This window comes from Streptomyces sp. ICBB 8177 (assembly GCF_003144095.1).
GTDB lineage: Bacteria > Actinomycetota > Actinomycetes > Streptomycetales > Streptomycetaceae > Streptantibioticus_D.
In genome coordinates, this window is sequence record NZ_NSKH01000018.1 from 255457 (window position 1) to 274659 (window position 19203).

At 72.3% G+C, this 19203-nt stretch carries 17 protein-coding genes and 2 pseudogenes; 8 read left to right on the forward strand and 11 right to left on the reverse strand.

Annotated features, from left to right (window positions below; translation table 11 throughout):
* Positions 1–24 precede the first annotated feature (24 nt).
* Both CK485_RS09475 and CK485_RS09480 read left to right on the forward strand, forming a co-directional pair.
* Entirely contained in the window at positions 25–1974 is a 1950-nt protein-coding gene (locus tag CK485_RS09475; RefSeq protein WP_109448999.1) for an APC family permease, read from the forward strand.
* 129 nt (positions 1975–2103) lie between these two features.
* Complete coding sequence (locus tag CK485_RS09480; protein ID WP_241968253.1) at positions 2104–2655, forward strand: hypothetical protein; 552 nt, start codon at positions 2104–2106, stop codon at positions 2653–2655.
* A gap of 513 nt (positions 2656–3168) precedes the next feature.
* On the opposite strand, the pseudogene CK485_RS09485 reads toward CK485_RS09480, so the two are convergent.
* Positions 3169–5100 (reverse strand): annotated as a pseudogene (locus CK485_RS09485) (APC family permease); the annotation flags it as partial.
* A 496-nt stretch (positions 5101–5596) separates the two neighbouring features.
* On the opposite strand from CK485_RS09485, the gene CK485_RS09490 reads away from it, so the two are divergent.
* Both CK485_RS09490 and cobM read left to right on the forward strand, forming a co-directional pair.
* A complete protein-coding gene (locus CK485_RS09490) occupies positions 5597–6217 on the forward strand; it encodes a superoxide dismutase (protein ID WP_109449005.1) in 621 nt (206 codons plus the stop codon).
* Between the two features lie 122 nt (positions 6218–6339).
* On the forward strand, positions 6340–7098 hold the full coding sequence (cobM, locus tag CK485_RS09495) for a precorrin-4 C(11)-methyltransferase (protein WP_109449007.1): 759 nt from the start codon (positions 6340–6342) through the stop codon (positions 7096–7098).
* 81 nt (positions 7099–7179) lie between these two features.
* Here cobM and CK485_RS09500 read toward each other — a convergent pair whose 3' ends face one another.
* Positions 7180–8328 carry a cobalt-precorrin-5B (C(1))-methyltransferase gene (locus tag CK485_RS09500; protein WP_109449009.1) on the reverse strand — a complete coding sequence of 383 codons (1149 nt, stop codon included), beginning with the start codon at positions 8326–8328 and terminating at the stop codon, positions 7180–7182.
* An 11-nt stretch (positions 8329–8339) separates the two neighbouring features.
* Between CK485_RS09500 and CK485_RS09505 the strand changes: the two genes are divergently transcribed.
* Complete coding sequence (locus CK485_RS09505) at positions 8340–9107, forward strand: cobalt-precorrin-6A reductase (RefSeq protein WP_109449011.1); 768 nt, start codon at positions 8340–8342, stop codon at positions 9105–9107.
* Positions 9108–9121: 14 nt separating this feature from the next.
* On the opposite strand, the gene CK485_RS09510 is transcribed toward CK485_RS09505, so the two are convergent.
* The 7 genes from CK485_RS09510 to CK485_RS28470 form a co-directional block, all read right to left on the reverse strand.
* Positions 9122–10783 carry a precorrin-2 C(20)-methyltransferase gene (locus CK485_RS09510; RefSeq protein ID WP_109452687.1) on the reverse strand — a complete coding sequence of 554 codons (1662 nt, stop codon included), beginning with the start codon at positions 10781–10783 and terminating at the stop codon, positions 9122–9124.
* 8 nt (positions 10784–10791) lie between these two features.
* Entirely contained in the window at positions 10792–11418 is a 627-nt protein-coding gene (locus CK485_RS09515; RefSeq protein WP_109449013.1) for a precorrin-8X methylmutase, read from the reverse strand.
* Positions 11415–12635, reverse strand: a complete 1221-nt coding sequence (locus tag CK485_RS09520) for a hypothetical protein (protein WP_199239300.1) — start codon at positions 12633–12635, stop codon at positions 11415–11417. The genes CK485_RS09515 and CK485_RS09520 overlap by 4 nt, the downstream gene beginning before the upstream one ends.
* A 131-nt stretch (positions 12636–12766) precedes the next feature.
* Positions 12767–13546 carry an aminotransferase class IV gene (locus CK485_RS09525; RefSeq protein ID WP_109449017.1) on the reverse strand — a complete coding sequence of 260 codons (780 nt, stop codon included), beginning with the start codon at positions 13544–13546 and terminating at the stop codon, positions 12767–12769.
* A gap of 166 nt (positions 13547–13712) precedes the next feature.
* Positions 13713–14882: a methyltransferase domain-containing protein gene (locus CK485_RS09530; protein ID WP_342673471.1), complete on the reverse strand. Its 1170-nt coding sequence runs from the start codon at positions 14880–14882 to the stop codon at positions 13713–13715.
* On the reverse strand, positions 14879–15010 hold the full coding sequence (locus tag CK485_RS30040; RefSeq protein WP_275124597.1) for a hypothetical protein: 132 nt from the start codon (positions 15008–15010) through the stop codon (positions 14879–14881). Before CK485_RS30040 ends, CK485_RS09530 begins: the two co-directional genes overlap by 4 nt.
* A gap of 305 nt (positions 15011–15315) precedes the next feature.
* The gene (locus tag CK485_RS28470; protein WP_146214515.1) at positions 15316–15597 is read right to left on the reverse strand and encodes a hypothetical protein; all 282 of its coding nucleotides are present in this window, start codon (positions 15595–15597) and stop codon (positions 15316–15318) included.
* Between the two features lie 320 nt (positions 15598–15917).
* Between CK485_RS28470 and CK485_RS09535 the strand changes: the two are divergent.
* A pseudogene (locus CK485_RS09535) lies at positions 15918–16397 on the forward strand (transposase); the annotation flags it as partial.
* Between the two features lie 188 nt (positions 16398–16585).
* On the opposite strand, the gene CK485_RS09540 reads toward CK485_RS09535, so the two are convergent.
* Together CK485_RS09540 and CK485_RS29520 are read right to left on the reverse strand one after the other, a co-directional pair.
* The gene (locus CK485_RS09540) at positions 16586–16996 is read right to left on the reverse strand and encodes a recombinase family protein (protein WP_241968254.1); all 411 of its coding nucleotides are present in this window, start codon (positions 16994–16996) and stop codon (positions 16586–16588) included.
* Positions 16990–17220 carry a hypothetical protein gene (locus CK485_RS29520; protein ID WP_109449021.1) on the reverse strand — a complete coding sequence of 77 codons (231 nt, stop codon included), beginning with the start codon at positions 17218–17220 and terminating at the stop codon, positions 16990–16992. Before CK485_RS29520 ends, CK485_RS09540 begins: the two co-directional genes overlap by 7 nt.
* 172 nt (positions 17221–17392) lie before the next feature.
* On the opposite strand from CK485_RS29520, the gene CK485_RS09550 reads away from it, so the two are divergent.
* A complete protein-coding gene (locus CK485_RS09550; protein ID WP_109449023.1) occupies positions 17393–18148 on the forward strand; it encodes a DUF6879 family protein in 756 nt (251 codons plus the stop codon).
* Positions 18149–18163: 15 nt separating this feature from the next.
* Positions 18164–19024, forward strand: a complete 861-nt coding sequence (locus CK485_RS09555) for a helix-turn-helix transcriptional regulator (RefSeq protein ID WP_109449025.1) — start codon at positions 18164–18166, stop codon at positions 19022–19024.
* The last annotated feature ends 179 nt before the right edge of the window (positions 19025–19203 follow it).

Here is a 19203-nt window from a genome sequence, read left to right on the forward strand (position 1 = left end):
AGCGACGACGGGAGCGGGACAGGGATGGCCACCTCCCCCGGGGCCGGGGCCGGGCGCCTTCGGGCGTGGCTGCTGGAAGGGCTGGCCGACATGGCCAGGAACCAGCAGGGCCCGCACGCCGTGCCGCAGCCCGCCCACAAGGGCCAGCGGTGGTGGCGCGTGATGTGCCTGACCGGTGTGGACTACTTCTCCACCCTGGGCTACCAGCCGGGCATCGCCGCGCTCGCGGCCGGGCTGCTGTCTCCGGTGGCGACGATCGTGCTGGTCGTCGTGACGCTGGCGGGCGCGCTGCCGGTCTACCGCCGGGTGGCCGTGGAGAGCCCGCACGGCGAGGGCTCGATCGCGATGCTGGAGCGGCTGCTGTCGTTCTGGCAGGGGAAGCTGTTCGTGCTGGCGCTGCTGGGGTTCGCCGCGACCGACTTCCTGATCACCATCACCCTGTCGGCCGCCGACGCCGCGACCCACCTGGTGGAGAACCCGCACTTCACCAACGCCCTGCACGGCGAGCAGATGCTCATCACCCTCGTGCTGATCGCGCTGCTCGGCGCGGTCTTCCTCAAGGGCTTCCTGGAGGCCATCGGCGTCGCCGTCGTCCTGGTCGGCGTCTACCTCGCGCTCAACGTCGTCGTGGTCGGGGACGGCCTGTGGCACGTCATCACCGCGGCCCACCTGGTCACCGACTGGACGCACGGCCTGACCGCCGCGCACGGCAACGTCGCCGCGATGATCGGCGTCTCCCTGGTGATCTTCCCGAAGCTGGCGCTGGGCATGTCCGGCTTCGAGACCGGCGTGGCGGTGATGCCGCACGTCAAGGGCGATCCCAGCGACACCGAGGAACGCCCGACCGGCCGCATCCGCGACACCCGCAAGCTGCTGACCACGGCCGCGGCGATCATGAGCGCCTTCCTGATCGTCACCAGCTTCATCACCACCGTGCTGATCCCGCAGTCCGAGTTCAAGCCGGGCGGCCCCGCCAACGGCCGCGCGCTGGCCTACCTCGCGCACCAGAACCTCGGCTCGCCCTTCGGCACGGTCTACGACTTCTCCACCATCGCCATCCTGTGGTTCGCCGGCGCCTCGGCGATGGCCGGGCTGCTCAACCTGATGCCGCGCTACCTGCCGCGTTACGGCATGGCACCGCAGTGGGCGCGGGCGGTGCGGCCGATGGTGCTGGTCTTCACGCTCGTCGCGTTCCTGGTCACCTGGCTGTTCGACGCCAGCGTGGACAAGCAGGGCGGCGCGTACGCCACCGGTGTGCTGGTGCTGATGAGCTCGGCGGCGATCGCGGTCACCATCGCCGCCCGCAAGGCGGGGCAGCGGCGGTGGACGGCCGGTTTCGCGGTGATCGCGCTGGTCTTCCTCTACACCACGGTCGTCAACGTCGCCGAGCGCCCGGACGGTGTGAAGATCGGTGCCTGCTTCATCGCCGGGATCATCCTGGTCTCGCTGCTGTCCCGGCTGGCCCGCGCCTTCGAACTGCGGGTCACGGGCGTCGACATGGACGACATGGCGCAGCGCTTCGTGCGGGACGCGGCCAGCCGCGACATCCGCTTCATCGCCAACGAGCCGGGCGCGCGGGACGCCGCCGAGTACCGCGACAAGCTGCGCCAGATCCGGGACGACAACGACCTGCCCGGAGCCGACGACCTGATCTTCGTCGAGGTGACCGTCACCGACCCCTCGGAGTTCGAGGCGGCGCTCGTGGTGCGCGGGCAGGTGCTGCACGGGCGCTACCGGGTGCTGTCGCTGGAGAGCGCGTCGATCGCCAACTCGCTGGCCGCGCTGCTGCTGCACGTACGGGACGAGACCGGCCGGGTGCCGCACATCTACTTCGAGTGGACCGAGGGCGGCCCGTTCCGCAACTTCCTGCGCTTCTTCCTCTTCGGATACGGCGAGGTCGCGCCGGTGACCCGGGAGGTGCTGCGCGAGGCGGAACCGGACCGCGCCAGGCGGCCACGCGTCCATGTCGGATGACGTCGGGTGACCCCGGTGAACGGGCGGTCCGCACGAGGGGTGAGGGGCGCGTCAAGACGATGGCCGTACGCGTCAGGAGCGCGTCAACGCGGCCGTCCGCGCCGGGCCGCCGGGCCTAGCGTCAGCGGTATGCGATGCGCGTGCGGCCTCCCCCGGCACGCTGCCCGGACCGTCGTCGTCCACGACGGGCAGTGGGCCGGCGCGCTGCGCACCGCACTGGCCGTGGCGGTGGGCGAGCTCGCGGCGGCGCTCGCGCTGGACGCCGCCGCGGGCACCCTCACCCCGGCACGCGCCGCGCTGTGGACGGCGCTCGCGGTCGCGCTGTTCGCGGTGGTCTGCCCCGCCCGCACCAGTTGCGCGCACGGCGTGCTCACGGTGCGCGGGCCGGGACGCGGGCGGCGGGTGCGGCTGGACCGGCTGGTGCGGGTCAGGATCGACGGCGTGGTCGAGCGGACGCTGACGCTGGTCGACGCGGACGGCCGCTCGGCACGCCTCGACCCCGCGGTGCTCGTCGCCAACCCGCTGCTGTGGCACGAAATCGACCACGGCGCCCGCCTGGCGCGCGCCGCGGGCCTGCTCACCGACGGCGACCCGCGCACCCGTGAGGCGCTGCGGTGGCTCGGCGGCGAGATCGACGACCGGATCGCGCGGGAACTGCTGGAGGCGGGCGGCCTGCGCTGAGCCGCCGCGCCCGGCCCCGCGGCGAACGCGGCGCGGGCGGGCGGCCCGGACTCAGTCCACCGCGCCCGCGGTCTCCTCGGAACCGGCGGGCAGCAGCGCGTACGTGGGGTTGGCCATCGACAGGTAGCCGTCCGTCGCTCCGACCATGCCGTCGGCGCGCAGTTCGGTGCCCGCCTCGATGCCCGGGACCGAGCGGCGCCCGTAGAAGACCAGGACCACGCCGCCGGTCTCGTCGTACAGCTCGCACTCCAGCCGGGGCGAGCCGGACACCGGCGTCACCTGCACCGACCGCACCCGGCCGCGTACGACGGCCCGGTGCCGCCAGGCCAGTTCCCCGATCGCGGTCGTCCCGTCCGCACGGCCGGCCGGCGGCACGGCGGGCGGTTCGGCGTGGGTCAGCAGGGCGGACGCGGCACGGCGCACGGCGGGGTGCCGGTTGCCCTCGGCGGGCGCCGTGTTCTCCCCCGTGCGCTCCGGGCCGCGCCGTACGCCCGCGACCTCCTCGGCCTCCTCGATGGCGGTGGCCACGTCGAACGGCACGATGGTGGCCGCCACGTGCGGCAGTCCGCTCACGGCCTGGGCGATCGAGTCGCCGAAGCGGCTGTGCAGCAGGCGGCCGACGACCGGGCCGTAGGTGCGGCGCGGGATCAGCAGCGTCACCTCGGTGTCGCCCTCGGCGACCGTGCGGGCGGCGAGTTCGGCGGCGGCCCGGCGGATGCGGCGGTCCGGGCACTCGATGATCTCCAGGGAGACGTCGGCGGCCCGGCTGGCCTCCCACTCGGCGCGCAGCCGCTCCGCGTTGTGGTCGTCGACCATGAAGTACACCGCGCGCAGTTCGGTCGGGCGCAGGGCGTGGGCGTAGCGCAGGGCCTTGATGACGGCCAGGTCGAGCCGGTCGACAAGCACGTAGACGACGCTGCGGGTCCAGGTGGGCACCGAGGAGGCGGCGGGCGCGGCGCGCAGCACCTCGCTCTCGGCCCGGTAGCGGCTGTTGGTGCGGATCAGCGCGGCGACGCCGATGGGGAAGATGACGACGACCAGCCAGGCGCCCTCGGTGAACTTGGTGATGGCGAAGATCAGCACGACCGCGCCCGACGCGATCGCCGCGGCGCCGTTGATGACCAGCCGCGCGGTGCGGTGCCTCTCGCGGCGGTTCCAGTGATAGCGGAACAGGCCGGAGGCGGCCATCACGAAGCCGGTGAAGACGCCGATCGCGTAGAGCGAGACGAGCTTGGTGAGGTTGCCGCCGGTCGCGATGAGCAGCGCCAGCGACACCACGGTCAGCACGATGATGCCGTTGGAGAACGCCAGCCGGTGGCCGCGGATGGTCAGCTGCCGGGGCAGGAAGGAGTCCTCGGCGACGAAACTGGCCAGGAACGGGAAGCCGTTGAACGAGGTGTTGCCGCCGGTGTAGAGGATGAGCGCGGTCGCGATCTGCACGAACGCGAACATCACGTTGCCGAACCCGCTCTGGCCGAAGACCAGGTGGGCCTCCTGGGCGAGCACGGTCGGGCTGCCCGAGGAGTACGGCATGGCGTGGGTCTGCCAGGCCAGCGTGGAGACGCCCAGCACCAGCACGCCGAGGATGCAGCTCATCACGACCAGCGTGCGGCGGGCGTTGGGACCCTGCGGGCTCTTGAACGCGCTGACGCCGTTGGAGATCGCCTCCAGGCCGGTCAGCGAGGAGCCGCCGTTGGCGAAGGCCCGCATCATGATGAAGACCGAGGCGCCCATCAGCAGGCCGCCGCCGGGGTGGCCCAGTCCGATGGTGCCGGGCGCGTGCAACTGGGCGTCGGTGAGCCGGGGCAGGTCTCCGAGCGCCAGCCGGACCAGGCCGACCACCACGGTCAGCCCGGTGGCCAGCACGAACAGGTAGGTCGGCACCGAGAACGCCCGGCCCGCCTCGCGGATGCCACGCAGGTTGCCGTAGCACAGCAGGCACACCACGCCGACGGTGATCCACAGCTTGTCGTGGTCGATGTCGACGTGCAGCAGCAGCTGGAGCATCGAGGCGACCGCGTCGGTGCCGGCCGCGGTCTGCACGGCGACCGTGACGATGTAGTCGATGAGCAGTGCGACCGCGGCGATCTGGGCTATTCGGGGCCCGAAGTTCTCCCGCGCCACGATGTAGGAGCCGCCGGCCTTGGTGTACGTCATCACGACGTCCCGGTAGGCCAGCGTCAGCAGGAGCAGCAGCGCCAGGATGACGCCGGTGACCGGCATGACCAGGGCGAACCCGGCGACGCCGACGTACGGCAGCAGCTGGGTGAGCATCTGCTCGGTGCCGTACGCGCTGGAGCTGATGCAGTCGGGGGCCAGCACGCCGAGGGCGATGGGCTTGGACAGCTTCTCGTTGTGCAGCTCCGAGGTGACCAGCGGCGGACCGAGGAAGGTCTTCTTCAGCCGGTAGCCGAGGCTCTCGGGGAGATCGACGGCAGGGGACAGCGCCTCGGGGCGCTGGGCGGCGGTGTCGGCCGACTGGGTCGGCGTCGCGGTTGCCATGAGGGTTCCGTTTCGGCTGAGCAAGGTCCGTTGGAGGTTTCTTAACGCAGCCCGAACCCCCGAATCGGACGTTTCACGTGAAACCGCAGCCGGTCTTAACGCCCTCTTGTCGCCGGAAAGCGGTCCGAACAGGAAAAAGAGACGGCCGCCACACACCGGGCGTGTGGCGGCCGTCGACACGGAGGGGGTGCGGGGCCGGTCGGACCGGCGGGCGCCGGCTGCAAAGACGATCAGCGACTGGAAGGGCACCTCACCGGCTGGCTCACCAGCGGTTCACCAAGGGTGACGTTCCCCGGCAGAAGTTGACGGACCGGACCCCGCACTCAACATGCTGGAGCAGCGGAGTAGTAATTGCAAGTAGTGCGCAATAGTGTGGCGGGGGCGTACGAACGCCACCGCATCGATCGCACGCTGAACGTTGAAAGGGGCTGTGTCCCGCATGGGCACGTACTCGCTTCCCGACCTGCCGTACGACTACGCCGCGCTGGAGCCGGCGATCACCGGGCAGATCCTGGAGCTGCACCACGCCAAGCACCACGCCGCCTACGTCAAGGGCGCCAACGACACGCTGGAGCAGATCGCCGAGGTCCGCGACAAGGACCGGATCACCCCCACCGGGCTGGTCGGCCTGGAGAAGACCTACGCCTTCAACCTCTCCGGCCACGTGCTGCACTCGATCTTCTGGCAGAACCTCTCCCCCGACGGCGGCGACCGCCCCGACGGCCCGCTGGCCGACGCCATCGACGAACACCTCGGCGGCTTCGAGGCGTTCAGGAAGCAGCTCACCGTGGCCACCTCCTCCGTGCAGGGCTCCGGCTGGGGCGTGCTCGCCTGGGAACCGCTGGGCAAGCGGCTGATCGTCGAGCAGGTCTACGACCACCACGGCAACGTCGGCCAGAACACCACCCCGCTGCTGGTCTTCGACGCCTGGGAGCACGCGTACTACCTCCAGTACAAGAACGTGCGCCCCGACTACGTGACCAAGCTGTGGGACCTCGTCAACTGGACGGACGTCTCCGACCGCTTCGCCAAGGCCACCGCGGCCTCCGCCGCCGCCTGATTCCGGGCACCCTGGCACGGCCCGGCCGCAGCCGCCCCACCGGGGCCACGGCCGGGCCGTCGTCGTGCGGCAACCGTCAGGCCAGTAGAGTCACGGACCGGCGACCCCAGGGAGGCATTGAGTTGACGGTCCACTTCATCGGCGCGGGACCGGGCGCCGCCGACCTGATCACCGTGCGCGGGCAGCGGCTGCTGGGCAGCTGCCGGGTCTGCCTGTACGCGGGCAGCCTGGTCCCGCGTGAACTGCTCGACGCCTGCCCGCCGGACGCCCGCCTGGTCGACACCGCGCGGATGACGCTGGAGGAGATCACCGAAGAACTGGTCGCCGCGCACCGCGCGGGGCACGACGTGGCGCGGCTGCACTCCGGCGACCCCTCGGTCTACAGCGCGGTCGCCGAGCAGATGCGGCGGCTGGACGCGGCGGGCGTGCCGTACGAGGTCGTGCCCGGCGTGCCCGCGTTCGCCGCCGCCGCGGCCACCCTGAAGCGTGAGCTGACCGTGCCCACGGTCGGCCAGACCGTCATCCTGACCCGGGTCGCCGAGCGGGCCACCGCCATGCCGGACGGCGAGGACCTGGCCACGCTGGGCCGCAGCCGCGCGCTGCTCGTCGTCCACCTCGCGGCCCGCCACGCCGACCGTGTAGTCGCCGAACTGCTGCCGCACTACGGGCCCGACTGCCCGGCGGCGGTCGTGGCGTTCGCCAGCAGGCCGGACGAGGTCGTGCTGCGCGGGCCGCTGGAGGGCATCGCGCGGCAGCTGAAGGACGCGGGCATCACACGGACCGCGGTCATCATGGTCGGGGCGACGCTGGGCGCCGAGCAGTTCGGCGACAGCTATCTGTACTCGGCGGGACGCGACCGCTGCCAGGTGCCGGAGGCGTAGCGGCGGGGCGGCGGCGCCGGAGCCGGAGGCCTGATGGCGGGGCGGGGGTGCCGGGGCGGCTCGCAGGGATCGGTGACGGCGTCAGCGGTTCGCCAGCGGGTCCGCGCGGCCGACGACCGTTCCCGCGCGGTCGACGCAGATGACGTCCACCGCGACCGGTGCCTCGCGCAGGACGTCCAGCGCGGCGGTCCTGGCCGCCCGGGCCACCAGGTCGCCCAGCGGCACGCCCCGCGCGGCGCACGACTGGAGCGCCTCCAGCGCCGTGTTGGCGCCGGCGACGGCGGCCGCCAGCGCCTCGTCCGCACCGCCGAGGCGGGCCAGGTCCGCCAGGAACGCCTTGTCCACCTGCGAACGCGAGGAGTGGAGGTCGAGATGGCCCGCGGCCAGCTTGGACAGCTTGGCGAAGCCGCCGCAGACGGTCAGCCGGGGCACCGGGTGCCTGCGCAGGTACTTCAGCACCGCGCCGGCGAAGTCGCCCATGTCCAGCAGCGCGTCCTGCGGCAGCCCGTGCACCTCGACCGCGACGCGTTCCGAGGTGGACCCGGTGCAGCCCGCGACATGGGTGCGCCCGGCCGCGCGCGCCACGTCCACCCCGCGCCGGATCGAGTCGATCCACGCCGAGCACGAGTACGGCACGACGACGCCGGTGGTGCCCAGGATGGACAGGCCGCCCAGGATGCCCAGGCGCGGGTTCCAGGTGGAGCGCGCGATCTGTTCGCCGCCGTCCACCGCGACCTCGACCACCACGTCACCGGTGCCGCCGTGCGCCGCGGCGACCTCGGCGACGTGCTCGCGCATCAGCCGCCGGGGCACCGGGTTGATCGCGGGCTCGCCGACGTCCAGCGGCAGGCCCGGCTTGGTGACCGTGCCCACGCCGGGACCGGCGCGGAAGACGACCCCGCGGCCGGGCGCGCCGTGGGTGACGGTCACCCGGACCAGCGCGCCGTGGGTGACGTCCGGGTCGTCGCCCGCGTCCTTGACCACGCCCGCCGTCGCCCGTCCGTCGGCAAGTCGCTCGACGGCGAGCGCGAACGCGGGACGCTGACCGCGCGGCAGCGTGATCGTCACCGGATCGGGGAAGCCGCCGGTCAGCAGCGCGGTGTACGCGGCGGTGGTGGCCGCGGTCGCGCAGGCGCCGGTCGTCCAGCCGGGGCGCAGGCCGGTGTGCTTCAGCTGCGCGACCCGGCCGCCCGACGCCTGAGCGGTCGACTTCTCGTACGCCTCAGCCATGGGAGGGCCCGATGACCGTACGGCACCTGCTGATCCTCGGCGGCACCACCGAGGCCCGCCGCCTCGCCGCCGCGCTGCACGGCGACCCCGCGCTGCGCGTCACCAGCTCGCTCGCCGGACGCGTCGCGCGGCCCTCACTGCCGCCGGGCGAGGTGCGGGTGGGCGGCTTCGGCGGGGTGGACGGGCTGGCGCGGTGGCTGCGTGAACACGAGGCGGACGCGGTCATCGACGCCACCCATCCCTTCGCCCGGCGGATCAGTTTCAACGCGGCGCGGGCCGCCGCCGCCACCCATGTTCCCCTGCTCGCCCTGCGCCGTCCCGGCTGGGTGGCCGCGCAGGGCGACCGCTGGCACGACGCCGCCTCGCTGGAGGAGGCGGCGGCGCTGCTGCCCCGGCTGGGCCGCCGGGTCTTCCTCACCACCGGCCGCCTGGGCCTGGCCGCCTTCGCCGGGCCCGAGCTGCGCGGCCTGTCGTTCCTCGTACGCTCAGTCGACGCGCCGCAGCCGCCGCACCCGGAGCGGATGACCGTCGTGCTGGACCGGGGCCCGTTCACCCTGGAGGGGGAATGGGCGCTGCTGCGCGAGCACCGGATCGACGTGCTGGTCACCAAGGACAGCGGGGGCGACGCCACGGCCGCCAAACTGACGGCCGCCCGCGAGGCCGGCGTCCCCGTGGTCGTGGTGCGCCGCCCGCCGGTGCCGGAGGGCGTCGCGGTCGCCACCGACGTGCCGGGGGCGCTCGCCTGGCTGGCGGAGCGCCGGGCCGGCCGCCTCACGTAGCCGCGCGGCGCGGATCAGTCCGGATAGCGGCGCGAGGTCCACGCCACCGTCGTGCCGTCGCCGCGTTCCGCCACGTGGGTCTGCGACGAGCCGATCAGCAGCACGCAGCGCATGTCCACCGTCGCCGGGTCCAGCGCGGCCAGCGTGGTGATCCGCACCGCCTGCTCCGGGCCGCCGACGTCGCGCGCGACGACGACCGGGGTGCCCGGCGAACGCCGCTCAAGCAGCACCTTCAGCGCGGTCTCCAGCTGCGTCCTGCGGCTGTTGGACGCCGGGTTGTAGAGGGCGAGCACCAGGTCGGCCTCGGACGTGGCCCGCAGCCGCGCCTCGATGATCCGCCACGGCTTGAGGCGGTCGGAGAGCGAGACCACGGCGAAGTCGTGGCCCAGCGGCGCGCCCGCGAGCGCGGCGGCGGACTGGGCGGCGGTGATGCCGGGCACGACGCGGACCGCGACGTCCTTGTACGGCTCGGCGCAGGCGGCCTCCAGTACGGCGGTCGCCATCGCGAACACGCCCGGGTCGCCGGAGGAGACCACCGCGACCCGCCGACCGCGCCGGGCCAACTCCAGCGCGAACTCGGCCCGTTCGGCCTCGACGCGGTTGTCTGAGGCGTGCCTGCGCTGGCCCGGCCGGACCGGGACGCGGTCCATGTACGTGGTGTAGCCGACGAGTTCGTCGGCGGCGGCCAGCGCGGAACGCGCCTGCGGCGTCAGCCACAGGGGTCCGGCGGGCCCGAGCCCGACGACGACGACCTCACCGGGGGTGGCGTCCCGCGCCGGGGCCGCGTCCTGTGCCCCCTCGACGTCCGCCGGGGCCGCGTCCTGAACCGCCCCAAAATCCGCCGCCACGCCCGGTGTTGCCGCCGCGACGCCCACCGACGCGTTGCCCGGGGCACGGCTCGGCAGGACGGCGACCGCGAAGTACGGCACCGTCGACGGGTCCACGTCCGCCAGCCGCCCGACGCGTTCGCCGCTCATCGTGGCCCGCTCGACGTACAGCGCCTCGTCCAGCCGCCCCGCCGTCTCCAGCGCCGAGCGCACCGCCGGGAAGGTGCGGCCCAGCTTCATCACGGCCGCCGAGTCCGCGCAGGCCAGCCGCGCGGCGAGTTCGTCCTCCGGCAGGGTGCCGGGCAGCACGGTGAGCGTCTCCTCGCCCTCCACCAGCGGCCTGCCCAGGCGGGCGGAGGCGGCCTGCACGGAGGTCACGCCGGGGACCACCTCGGCCTCGTACCGTCCGGCCAGCCGCTTGTGCATGTGCATGTAGCTGCCGTAGAAGAGCGGATCGCCCTCGGCGAGCACCGCGACGCTGCGCCCGGCCTCCAGGTGCGCGGCGAGCCGGGCCGCCGCCTGCTCGTAGAACTCCTCCATCGCGCCCGCGTAGCCGCCCGGGTGGTCGGTGGTCTCGGTGGTGACCGGGTAGACCAGCGGCTCCTCGACGTGGTCGGCGCGCAGGTGGCGTTCTGCGATGGAACGCGCGATGGAACGGCCGTGCCGGGCGCTGTGGTACGCGACGACGTCGGCGGCGGCGATGACCTCGACCGCGCGCACGGTCATCAACGACGGGTCGCCGGGGCCGAGTCCGACGCCGTAGAGCTTGCCGGGCGTGGAAACGGCCGGTGCGGGGGAGGCGGTCGCCGGTTCGGGGGAGGCGTTCGTCGGCTCAGGGGAGGCGTTCATCGGGGTGCTCACTCCTCCTCGCTGGCGATCGCGTTGATCGCGGCGGCGGCGATCGCACTGCCGCCGCGCCGCCCGCGTACCACGAGGTGCTCCAGCCCCGACGGGTGCGCGGCCAGCGCGTCCTTGGACTCGGCCGCGCCGACGAAGCCCACCGGCACGCCGATGACCGCGGCCGGGCGGGGCGCGCCCGCCTCGACCATCTCCAGCAGCCGGAACAGCGAGGTCGGCGCGTTGCCCACGGCGACCACCGCGCCGTCGAGCCGGTCGCGCCACAGCTCCATCGCGGCGGCCGACCGCGTGGTGCCGAGTTCGGCGGCGAGCGCGGGCACGGAGGGGTCGGACAGCGTGCACACCACGTCGTTGTCCGCGGGCAGCCGCTTGCGGGTGACGCCGGAGGCGACCATCTGGACGTCGCACAGGATGGGCGCCCCGGCGCGCAGCGCGGCGCGCGCGTCGCGGACGACCGCGGGGCTGAACGCGAGGTCGGCGACGAGGTCGGTCATCCCGCACGCGTGGATCATGCGCACGGCCACCTGGGCCACGTCCGCGGGCAGGCCGTCGAGGTCCGCCTCGGCCCGTATGGTGGCGAACGACTGGCGGTAGATCGCCGGTCCGTCCTTCTCGTACTCGATCACGTCAGTCCCGTCTGTGTGGTTGCGCGAGCCGCCGCGACGACGGCGGACGTGCGGTCACCCGTGAGCCCCGTGATCGTACGGGGCGCTCCTGCGGTGCCGTGCACGGTGACCCGGTAGCCGTCCGGTGCCGCGGTCACCTCGACCCGGCGGCCGCCGGGGTGCCCGCAGCGGCGTTCGCAGCCCGACCAGTGCACCGGCAGCGGTTGCGGCCCGGTCGTGGCGGCGAGCGCGGCGCGGGCGTCGTCGCGCACGTCGGCAAGGGACTTGGCGCAACCGGGCCGTCCCGCGCAGGCGGTGGCGCCGTGCCAGGGGGAGTCGTCGCAGGTGACGAATCCGGCGGCGGCGAGTTCGCCGAGGACGCGGTCGTCGGCGACCCCGGGCAGCACCGCGCCGCGCCAGGGCGTGAGGCGGATCTCACCGGCCGCGCTCCTCGCGAGCGCCCGCCACTGCGCCGTGGTGGCCCGCCCCAGCGGGAAGCCGACGCTGAGCGCGCCGCCGGTGAGCCCGAAGGCGCGGGGCGTGCCGTGCGGCAGGGGCGGGCCCGTCGGCCGGCCGCCGAGGAGCGTCCCGTCGGGGTCGAGATCGCGCACCCGCCACGCGCGGACGCCCTCACCGGCGGCATCGGCCAGATCGAGGAAGGCGTGGGCGGCGCGCAGGGCGCGGCCGGCCGCGTCGGCGACAGGCACGGCGCCTACGGGGGTGTCGGCGACGTAGAGGGTGACGTCGTGCCGCGAGACGACGAGCGTGACGTCGGCGCGCAGGGCGGCGACGTCCCCGCTCCCGTCGTCGATCGCGAACAGGAACCGCCCCGACAGCCGCGCGGCGCGCTCGTCGGCGCAGAGAGCGGCGTCGAGCGCGCGGGTGAGGGCGCGCACGGTGTCCGGGCCGAGCGGCGAGGCGACGATGTTGCGCACGCGTTCGTGCGCGGCCGACGGCAACAGCCCGGCGCGGCCCAGCCGTTCGGCGAGCACGGCCCCGGCGTCGTGTGGCAGGCCGCGCAACTGGACGTTGCCGCGCGAGGTCAGGTCGAGGTGCCCGTCGCCCAACTCGTCCGCGATGGCGGCCAGTTGGTCGGCCTGTCCGACGGAGAGCAGCCCGCCGGGCACCCGTACCCGGGCCAGCGCGCCGTCGTCGGCGGAGTGCAGGCGCAGCGCCCCCGGGCAGGCGTCGTCCCGTTGCCGCCCCCGGCCGGAGGGCACGCCGCAGGCGCTGGTCACGGTGGCTCCCGGTGGCGTGAGGGGACGAATCGGGTGGGGGCGCGGTCCCAGCCTGGACGACGGCCGTGTCCCGGCGCAACCCTACGACGCCGTGACCTGGAGCTTCTGTGGTTGCCACCACATCGGTGCCCTCAGACGGCCTCGGCCGCGATCCCGGTGTAGGCCGCGCGCAGGGCGTCGAGCACCGGGTGGCCGGCGTCCAGTTCCACGTCGTCGACGCGGTTGAGGGCGCGGACGCCGACGGCGGCGTTGGTGGCGAAGGCGGCACGCATGCCCCGCAGGTCCTCCGGCGTGACGCGGGCGATGAGATGCGGGTGCGCGCGCTGGAGCAGCAACATGGTCACACCCGGCAGTACGCGGGCGTCCGGCCAGATCACGTCGTGGCCGTCGAAGAAGCCGATGTTCCAGGTGCCGCCCTCGCTGACGGCGCCGCTCGCGTCCACGAAGAGCGCGTCGTCGTACCCCTCGAGCCGCGCGGCCCTGCGGTGCCGTAGCACACCGAACAGCCCGACGCCCTTGACCTCCGGCAGGTCCCGCTCGTACGCGACGGTCCTGGCGGACATGGGCGGCGAGGGCAGCGCGGCGGCGGCACGGCGGGTGATCAGGATGCGCGGTTCGTTCGCGCGATCGGGCGCGCCGAGATCCGTGGCGGGGTCGAAGACGGTGACCCGAACCGTGGCGGCCCCCCGCTCGGGCATCGCCCGCCGCACCAACTCCCGTACGCTCGAGGCGTCCACGCCCGCCCCGAACAGCGCGAGCGAGTCCCGCCGCAGCCGCTCCAGATGCAGCCCGAGCCCCCGCACGCGCCCGTCCTCCACCCGCAGGGTCGTGAAGCACCCGTAGGTGGTGAGCGCGAGGGCCTGAAGCTCATCGAGTGAGACAGGACGCCCGTCGAGTTCGGCGTCGGACATGCGATCAGCATGCCAGGCGCACCCGCCGCTCGGCGGTCATACCGGATCGACCAGCATGACGGTGTGAGGTGCCACCCCGGAACACGGCTGCGCGACGCCGGCCGCGCCACAGCCCCAGGCCCGGTACCTCCCGGGTGGGGCACGTCCCTGGGGCTACTGACGGCCCTCACAGCGACCAGTGGGCACCCGGCTCGTCGAGCCACGCCTGCAAACCGCCCGCGGTGACGGTGAGGCCGAACCGGTCGACGTCCGGGGAGCCCTGGGCCTGCCACCACGCGTAGGCGGTCTCAACCTCGTCCCAGAGACGGCGCCCACCAGCCTGGTACGCCTTCGTGACCGACTGGCCGGGCTCGTACAGCGCGGCTGCCCACGACCTGTCCGTGAGGCTGTACAGCCACACGTTCCGGGCGCCGTCACGGACGGCCGTCATCAGCTCGCAACCCGGCACACGCAACCCCGCGGTGAACTCGAACGACGTGAACGGCTCGAACGCGTCCGCGGGCAACCGAGTCTCCAAGGCGTCAGCGCCTCCGGGCCAGCCGTCCGGCAGATACTCCTCATGCCCTGGCCGCGTCGCCCGCCGCCCGCGGTCCTTCATGAACTCGACCAGCCGCAAGAACCGGCCCGACGCCGCCCGACCGTCGCCGTCCACGCGGAGCTCGACCACGACGTCCCGGTGGGTGAAGTGCGTGCCCCACGGGGCCACGATCACGCCGCCGGGCCGTACCTGCCGCACCCAGGCACGTGGGAAGTCGCGGACTCCGAACGTGGCCATCAGCCGGTCGAAGGGCGCGGCTCCCGGCCGGCCCACGCACCCGTCGCCTTCCCTCACACCGACGCGAAACCCGTTGCGGTCGAGGGCACCCCTGGCGGTCTCGGCGACCTGCGGGTCGATCTCGACGGTGACCACGTTGGCCGCGCCCGCCCGGTGAGCGAGCAGGGCGGCGTTCCAGCCGGTGCCGGTGCCTATCTCCAACACGCGCATGCCGTCAGCGAGGTCGAGGTCATCGAGCATGCGGAACACCACGGATGGTGCGGAGCACGATGACGTCGGCACGGTGCCCGGCTGGCCGTCGGGGCGGCCGCCGTCCCACTGGGTGGTGATCGGTTCGTCGCTGTCGGCGTACTCGTACCAGGCATCTGGATCGGTCGCCTTGTCGACGCGGGTGCTGGATCCGTCGGCCATCCGGTGCGGCCACATCACGGTGGGCAGGAAGGCGGCACGGTCCACGGTCTCGAACGCTGCTTCCCAGCCGGGGGTCAGGGCGCCCTTGTCGCGGAGCAAGCGGCCCAACTCCGTCCGGGTGGCCCGCTCCTTGCGTGGCCTGATGGTCACTTGCGGTGTTTCCCGTCGCCGTCGGGGGTCGGCCCGTCGGGAGAGGGCGGCGTCGGCGGCAGCGGCCACGGCTGGCCGGGCAGCTTGTCGTCGTCGCCTCCGTACACGACCGGTTCGTTCCTCATCATGATCTCTCCTTCGGTTGGTTGCGGCGCGGGGCCGACCCCGTGACCGGGCAGGCCGGTGACCGGCGCCCGAGCCGGCAGCGGCCTTGAGGGCCTTTGGTTGGCCGGTGCCCTTGCCACCCGCTTCGGCGGATTGGGCACCGGCCGCTTTCGTCGCTCGACGTCATCGCCGAGCACCCGCAGCGGCGCCGGTCCGCACGTCCGGGACGGGCAGCCGGCGCCGTGCCCACGGCAGACTCCGCCCTCCTCAGCACCCGACCAGCGAAAACAGCCAGCTCTGATGTGCCGCCACTGAGTGCCTCAGGTACTCAGAGGGCCACGAGAAGTTTCAGCACCGGGTCTTCTGCACCTCCGCAGCTCTGGTGGGGATCGCTGATCGGGAGCTGAGCGGTGTTGTTCAGGAGTCCTGAAGCGTGCACGGTTTCGGCGACAGCCTTGTTTGTGTGGTCGACGGTGACACACGTGTTGTCGAATGCCGGGCTGCCGATGGTCCCGATACCGCCGGCGCTGGCTGGTGCCGCGGACAGCATCCCCGTCCCGGCAACCACACTAACCAAGCCTGCGAACCGCACAATGTTATAGATGCGCATGTGTAACAAACGAGGCAACCGGCACTTCAGTCACCGAAGCCCCCGGCCTGCCATCCTCCTCCCTGACAAGATGAAACCGGGCTTGCTTCAAAGGCATGGGGGACCTGGATGAGCAGAGCAGGGGCGGGACCAGCCGGTCGCCTGCACCGCCTCGCCCCGTCCGTCCAGCAGCGCGGCACCCGCGAGGCAAGCTGCGTGTGCCGGTCCGGTGTCAGCGGGTGAGTGTCAAGTGATGTGGGGCAGAGCCGAGGTTCGTGTCGTCTGCGCCGGGCGGTGCGGTGCGGCTTCAGCGACGGCGGTGCCCCTGGCCGGTCCGGGTGATCGTGGACTCGCAGTCCGTCAAAGGCGCGGAGACCGTGTCGAAGGCAACGCGCGGCTACGACGCGAACAAACACATAAATGGGAGGAAGCGGCACCTCCTGGTGGACCAGGACGGCCTGCTCGTCGACCTGCTCGTCACGCCGGCCGACATCCAGGACCGCGACGCCGCCCGCATCCTGCTGACCCGCCTCCACGCCGAACACCCCGAGATCGTCCTGGTCTGGGCCGACAACGGCTACGGCGGAGACGAGTTCGCCACCTGGGCCCAGACCGCCCTAGGCATCACCATCAAGGTCGTCTCCCGGCCCAAGGACGCCAAGGGCTTCGTCTTGTTGCCCAAGCGCTGGGTGGTTGAACGGTCGAATTCGTGGACGATGCGAGCCCGCCGCAACGCCAGGGACTACGAACGCCTCATGTCCCACGCCGAAGCCCACATCCAGTGGGCCTTCATCACCCTCATGACCCGCCGCCTCACCCGACGAAACCGCCGGACCGACGCGATCCCAACTCCCTTTGCCGCAGCCGCCTGACGACCCCTCCGCTGCCGTTCGCCTCGGCGTCCATCGACGCTCATCCGAACGGCAAACCCGATCACCACTCAGATTCAGGGCACCGTGACCTGCGGAAAGAGGATGTGACACAGGCACTTACGGCCACACTGCGGCGCTCATGCCGTGGTGGGAGCGTGGTTGCGGCGGGCGCGCTCGGTCCACGGCACCTCAGCGCGGACCCGCTCGCCGAGCGTCGTCTCGACCCAGGCGCCCAGCAGCAGGACGCGGCGGGTCAGCAGGCCGCAGGCGTGGCCGTCGCGGGAGAGGCGGTCCCAGTCGTGGACGAGGACGACGCGTTGGACCGCGCCCCCGGCGGCGTGGACGGTGCGCAGCATCGCGTCGAACGCCGGGCGCCGGTCGTCGCTGAGGGCGTCGTCGCCGACATCGAGCCAACGCCCGCCCCCATCCCAGCCCTTCACCCCCATGTACGCGGTGCAGGCATCCATGCGGGCCCGCAGCATGCCCGTCGCGATCGTCGCGTGACGGTCGTAGACGAACGCCAGTGTGGGCTGCTGGACATTCAGCATGTGGCGCCCCCCAGAAGGCTTCCACGCGGTGCAGCGGCCAGTCGCATGGCTACGCCCGCGCGGGCGCGTCCCGACTCCACCAGGGCGAGGTCGGGCGAGGCGCTGTCAGCCTTCAGCGAGGGCGGCACGATCCCCGCATCATCGAGAGCCGCCCTCAATGTCTCTACCGCGACGTAGGGGTCGATGGCCGGTACCCGGGAGCTGTCTGTGTTCCTGGTGCCCATGACCTGGACGCTAGGGGCGAGGAACTGTAGGCCGCCACGACAGTTCCTCGAAGTTGCTTGAGTACTGCGCGAAGTTGCGGGATGTTCCTCAAGGAGGTCTGCGAAGCTCTCTCCACGGAGCCTCGGCCCGGCGGAGACTTGGCAGATCAGTCCCCTATGGAAGGAACTGGTCATGCCACGACGACTGCGCTTCAACGGTACTGGCAGCGGCGATACCGGATGCCCCGCGGTACACGAAGACCTCGACACGCATGAAGTGATCGTGCATGGTCCGCCGCTCACCGACCCCGACGACCTCGCGCGGCTTCAGCACCTGGGCCCTGGTGAGGTACCGATCGTGGTGCCGCGGGAACTTCTCGTTGACTGGGGGCCGAAGGACCTGACGCGCAAAGCAAAGGTCGTTGACCTGGACACGTTCAACAGCCTCTTCGAGACGTTCAATCATTCGGCATGGCGACTGGAAACGCGGCGCCGCTACGCCTCCGATGAGGCCACGGACACCTACGCCCAGTTCGTCGAATCGGGTGTCGTTGCGTGGGACACGGGCTCCTGGTACTGCCGCACGATCCGCACCCAGGTCGCGGCCGGCAAGTCCGTCGGCCGCGTGCGCATCGTCGACAACCCCCCGACAGTCGGTCAGCTTTACCTCATGGCCAACGCACAGCGCAACGCCGAACTCGGCGAGGACGTACGGAACCTGTGGCGCGAGGACGCGGAGCAGCTACCGCTCGGGGCCGAAGACTTCTGGATCTTTGACTCCCGTCTCGTCGCGCTGCTGAACTTCGACGACACCGACAGCCTGATCGACGTCGAACTCATCACGGAGCCGGCCGAAGTCGTCCGGTACTCCGTCCTGCGCGACGCCGCACTGCATCACGCCATCCCGCACACGCGCTTCGCGGCCCTGCTGCCCGTGAAGAAGGAGTAAGCAGGTGAAGTACCGGTGAGCACGGACTACCGGAAGGCACGCCAAGACCTCGGCGCTCGACTCCGAGAGCTGCGGCTGTGGGCACCTGGTGGACGGCTCACCGGTACGCAGCTCGCCCACCAGTGCGGCTGGCACAAGTCCAAGGTCAGCAAGTTGGAGAACGGCCTGCAGACGGCGACGCCCGAAGACCTGAAGCTATGGGCGGAAGCCACCGGGCAGCCAGAGGCGTATGACGAACTACTCACCAGATTGCGGGGGTTCGAGTCTCATGTGCGATCGTGGCGGCGCCAACTCGCAGCCGGCCACGAGCCGGTACAGCGGACCATTGCTGCCGAGTACGCCCGTTCTGCTGTGATCCACGGATTCGAGAGCGCCACGATCCCCGGCATCCTGCAGAACCCGGACTACGCCAGGTCGATCTTCCGGCGTTATGCCGAACTTCAACGCTCCAAGCAGGACACCGAAGAGGCCGTGCGCGCCCGCATGCAGCGACAGGACATGCTCTACACGTCGCACAAGCGGTTCCGCATCATTGTCGGTTACGCCGCCCTGCGCGCGCTCATCTGCACACCCGCTGTGCTGGCCGCCCAGCTGAACCGACTTGACGGGTTCATCGGGGCGGACACTGTGCAGTTGGGCATTATTCCGCCGGACGCCTCACTCAAACTACCCCCGACCGGTGGGTTTTGGATTCATGACGAGCGCCTGGTCACCGTCGAGACGTGGCACGCCGAGCTGTGGATCGATGACGCGGACAGCATCGCTACTTACCTGCGCGTCTGGAAGACCCTGCAAGAGTCCGCTGTCTACGGGAACGATGCTCACAACGTGATCAACGCGGCGCGGCGCGCGCTGAACCTGCCGGAGAGGTCCTGACGCGGCGCACCGGAACGCCAGGAGGCCCAAGCGGCACGCCCCGCTGGGCAGAGGCTTTCGCGAGCACGAGCGGGCGAGCCGGGCGGCCCAGCGGGGGACGGCGAGCCGCGTGAAGACCTCGCGGGCGTCGGCACAGTTCCCCGGTCTCGCGTGGGATCACCGTGCGCGGCGGTCGAGCG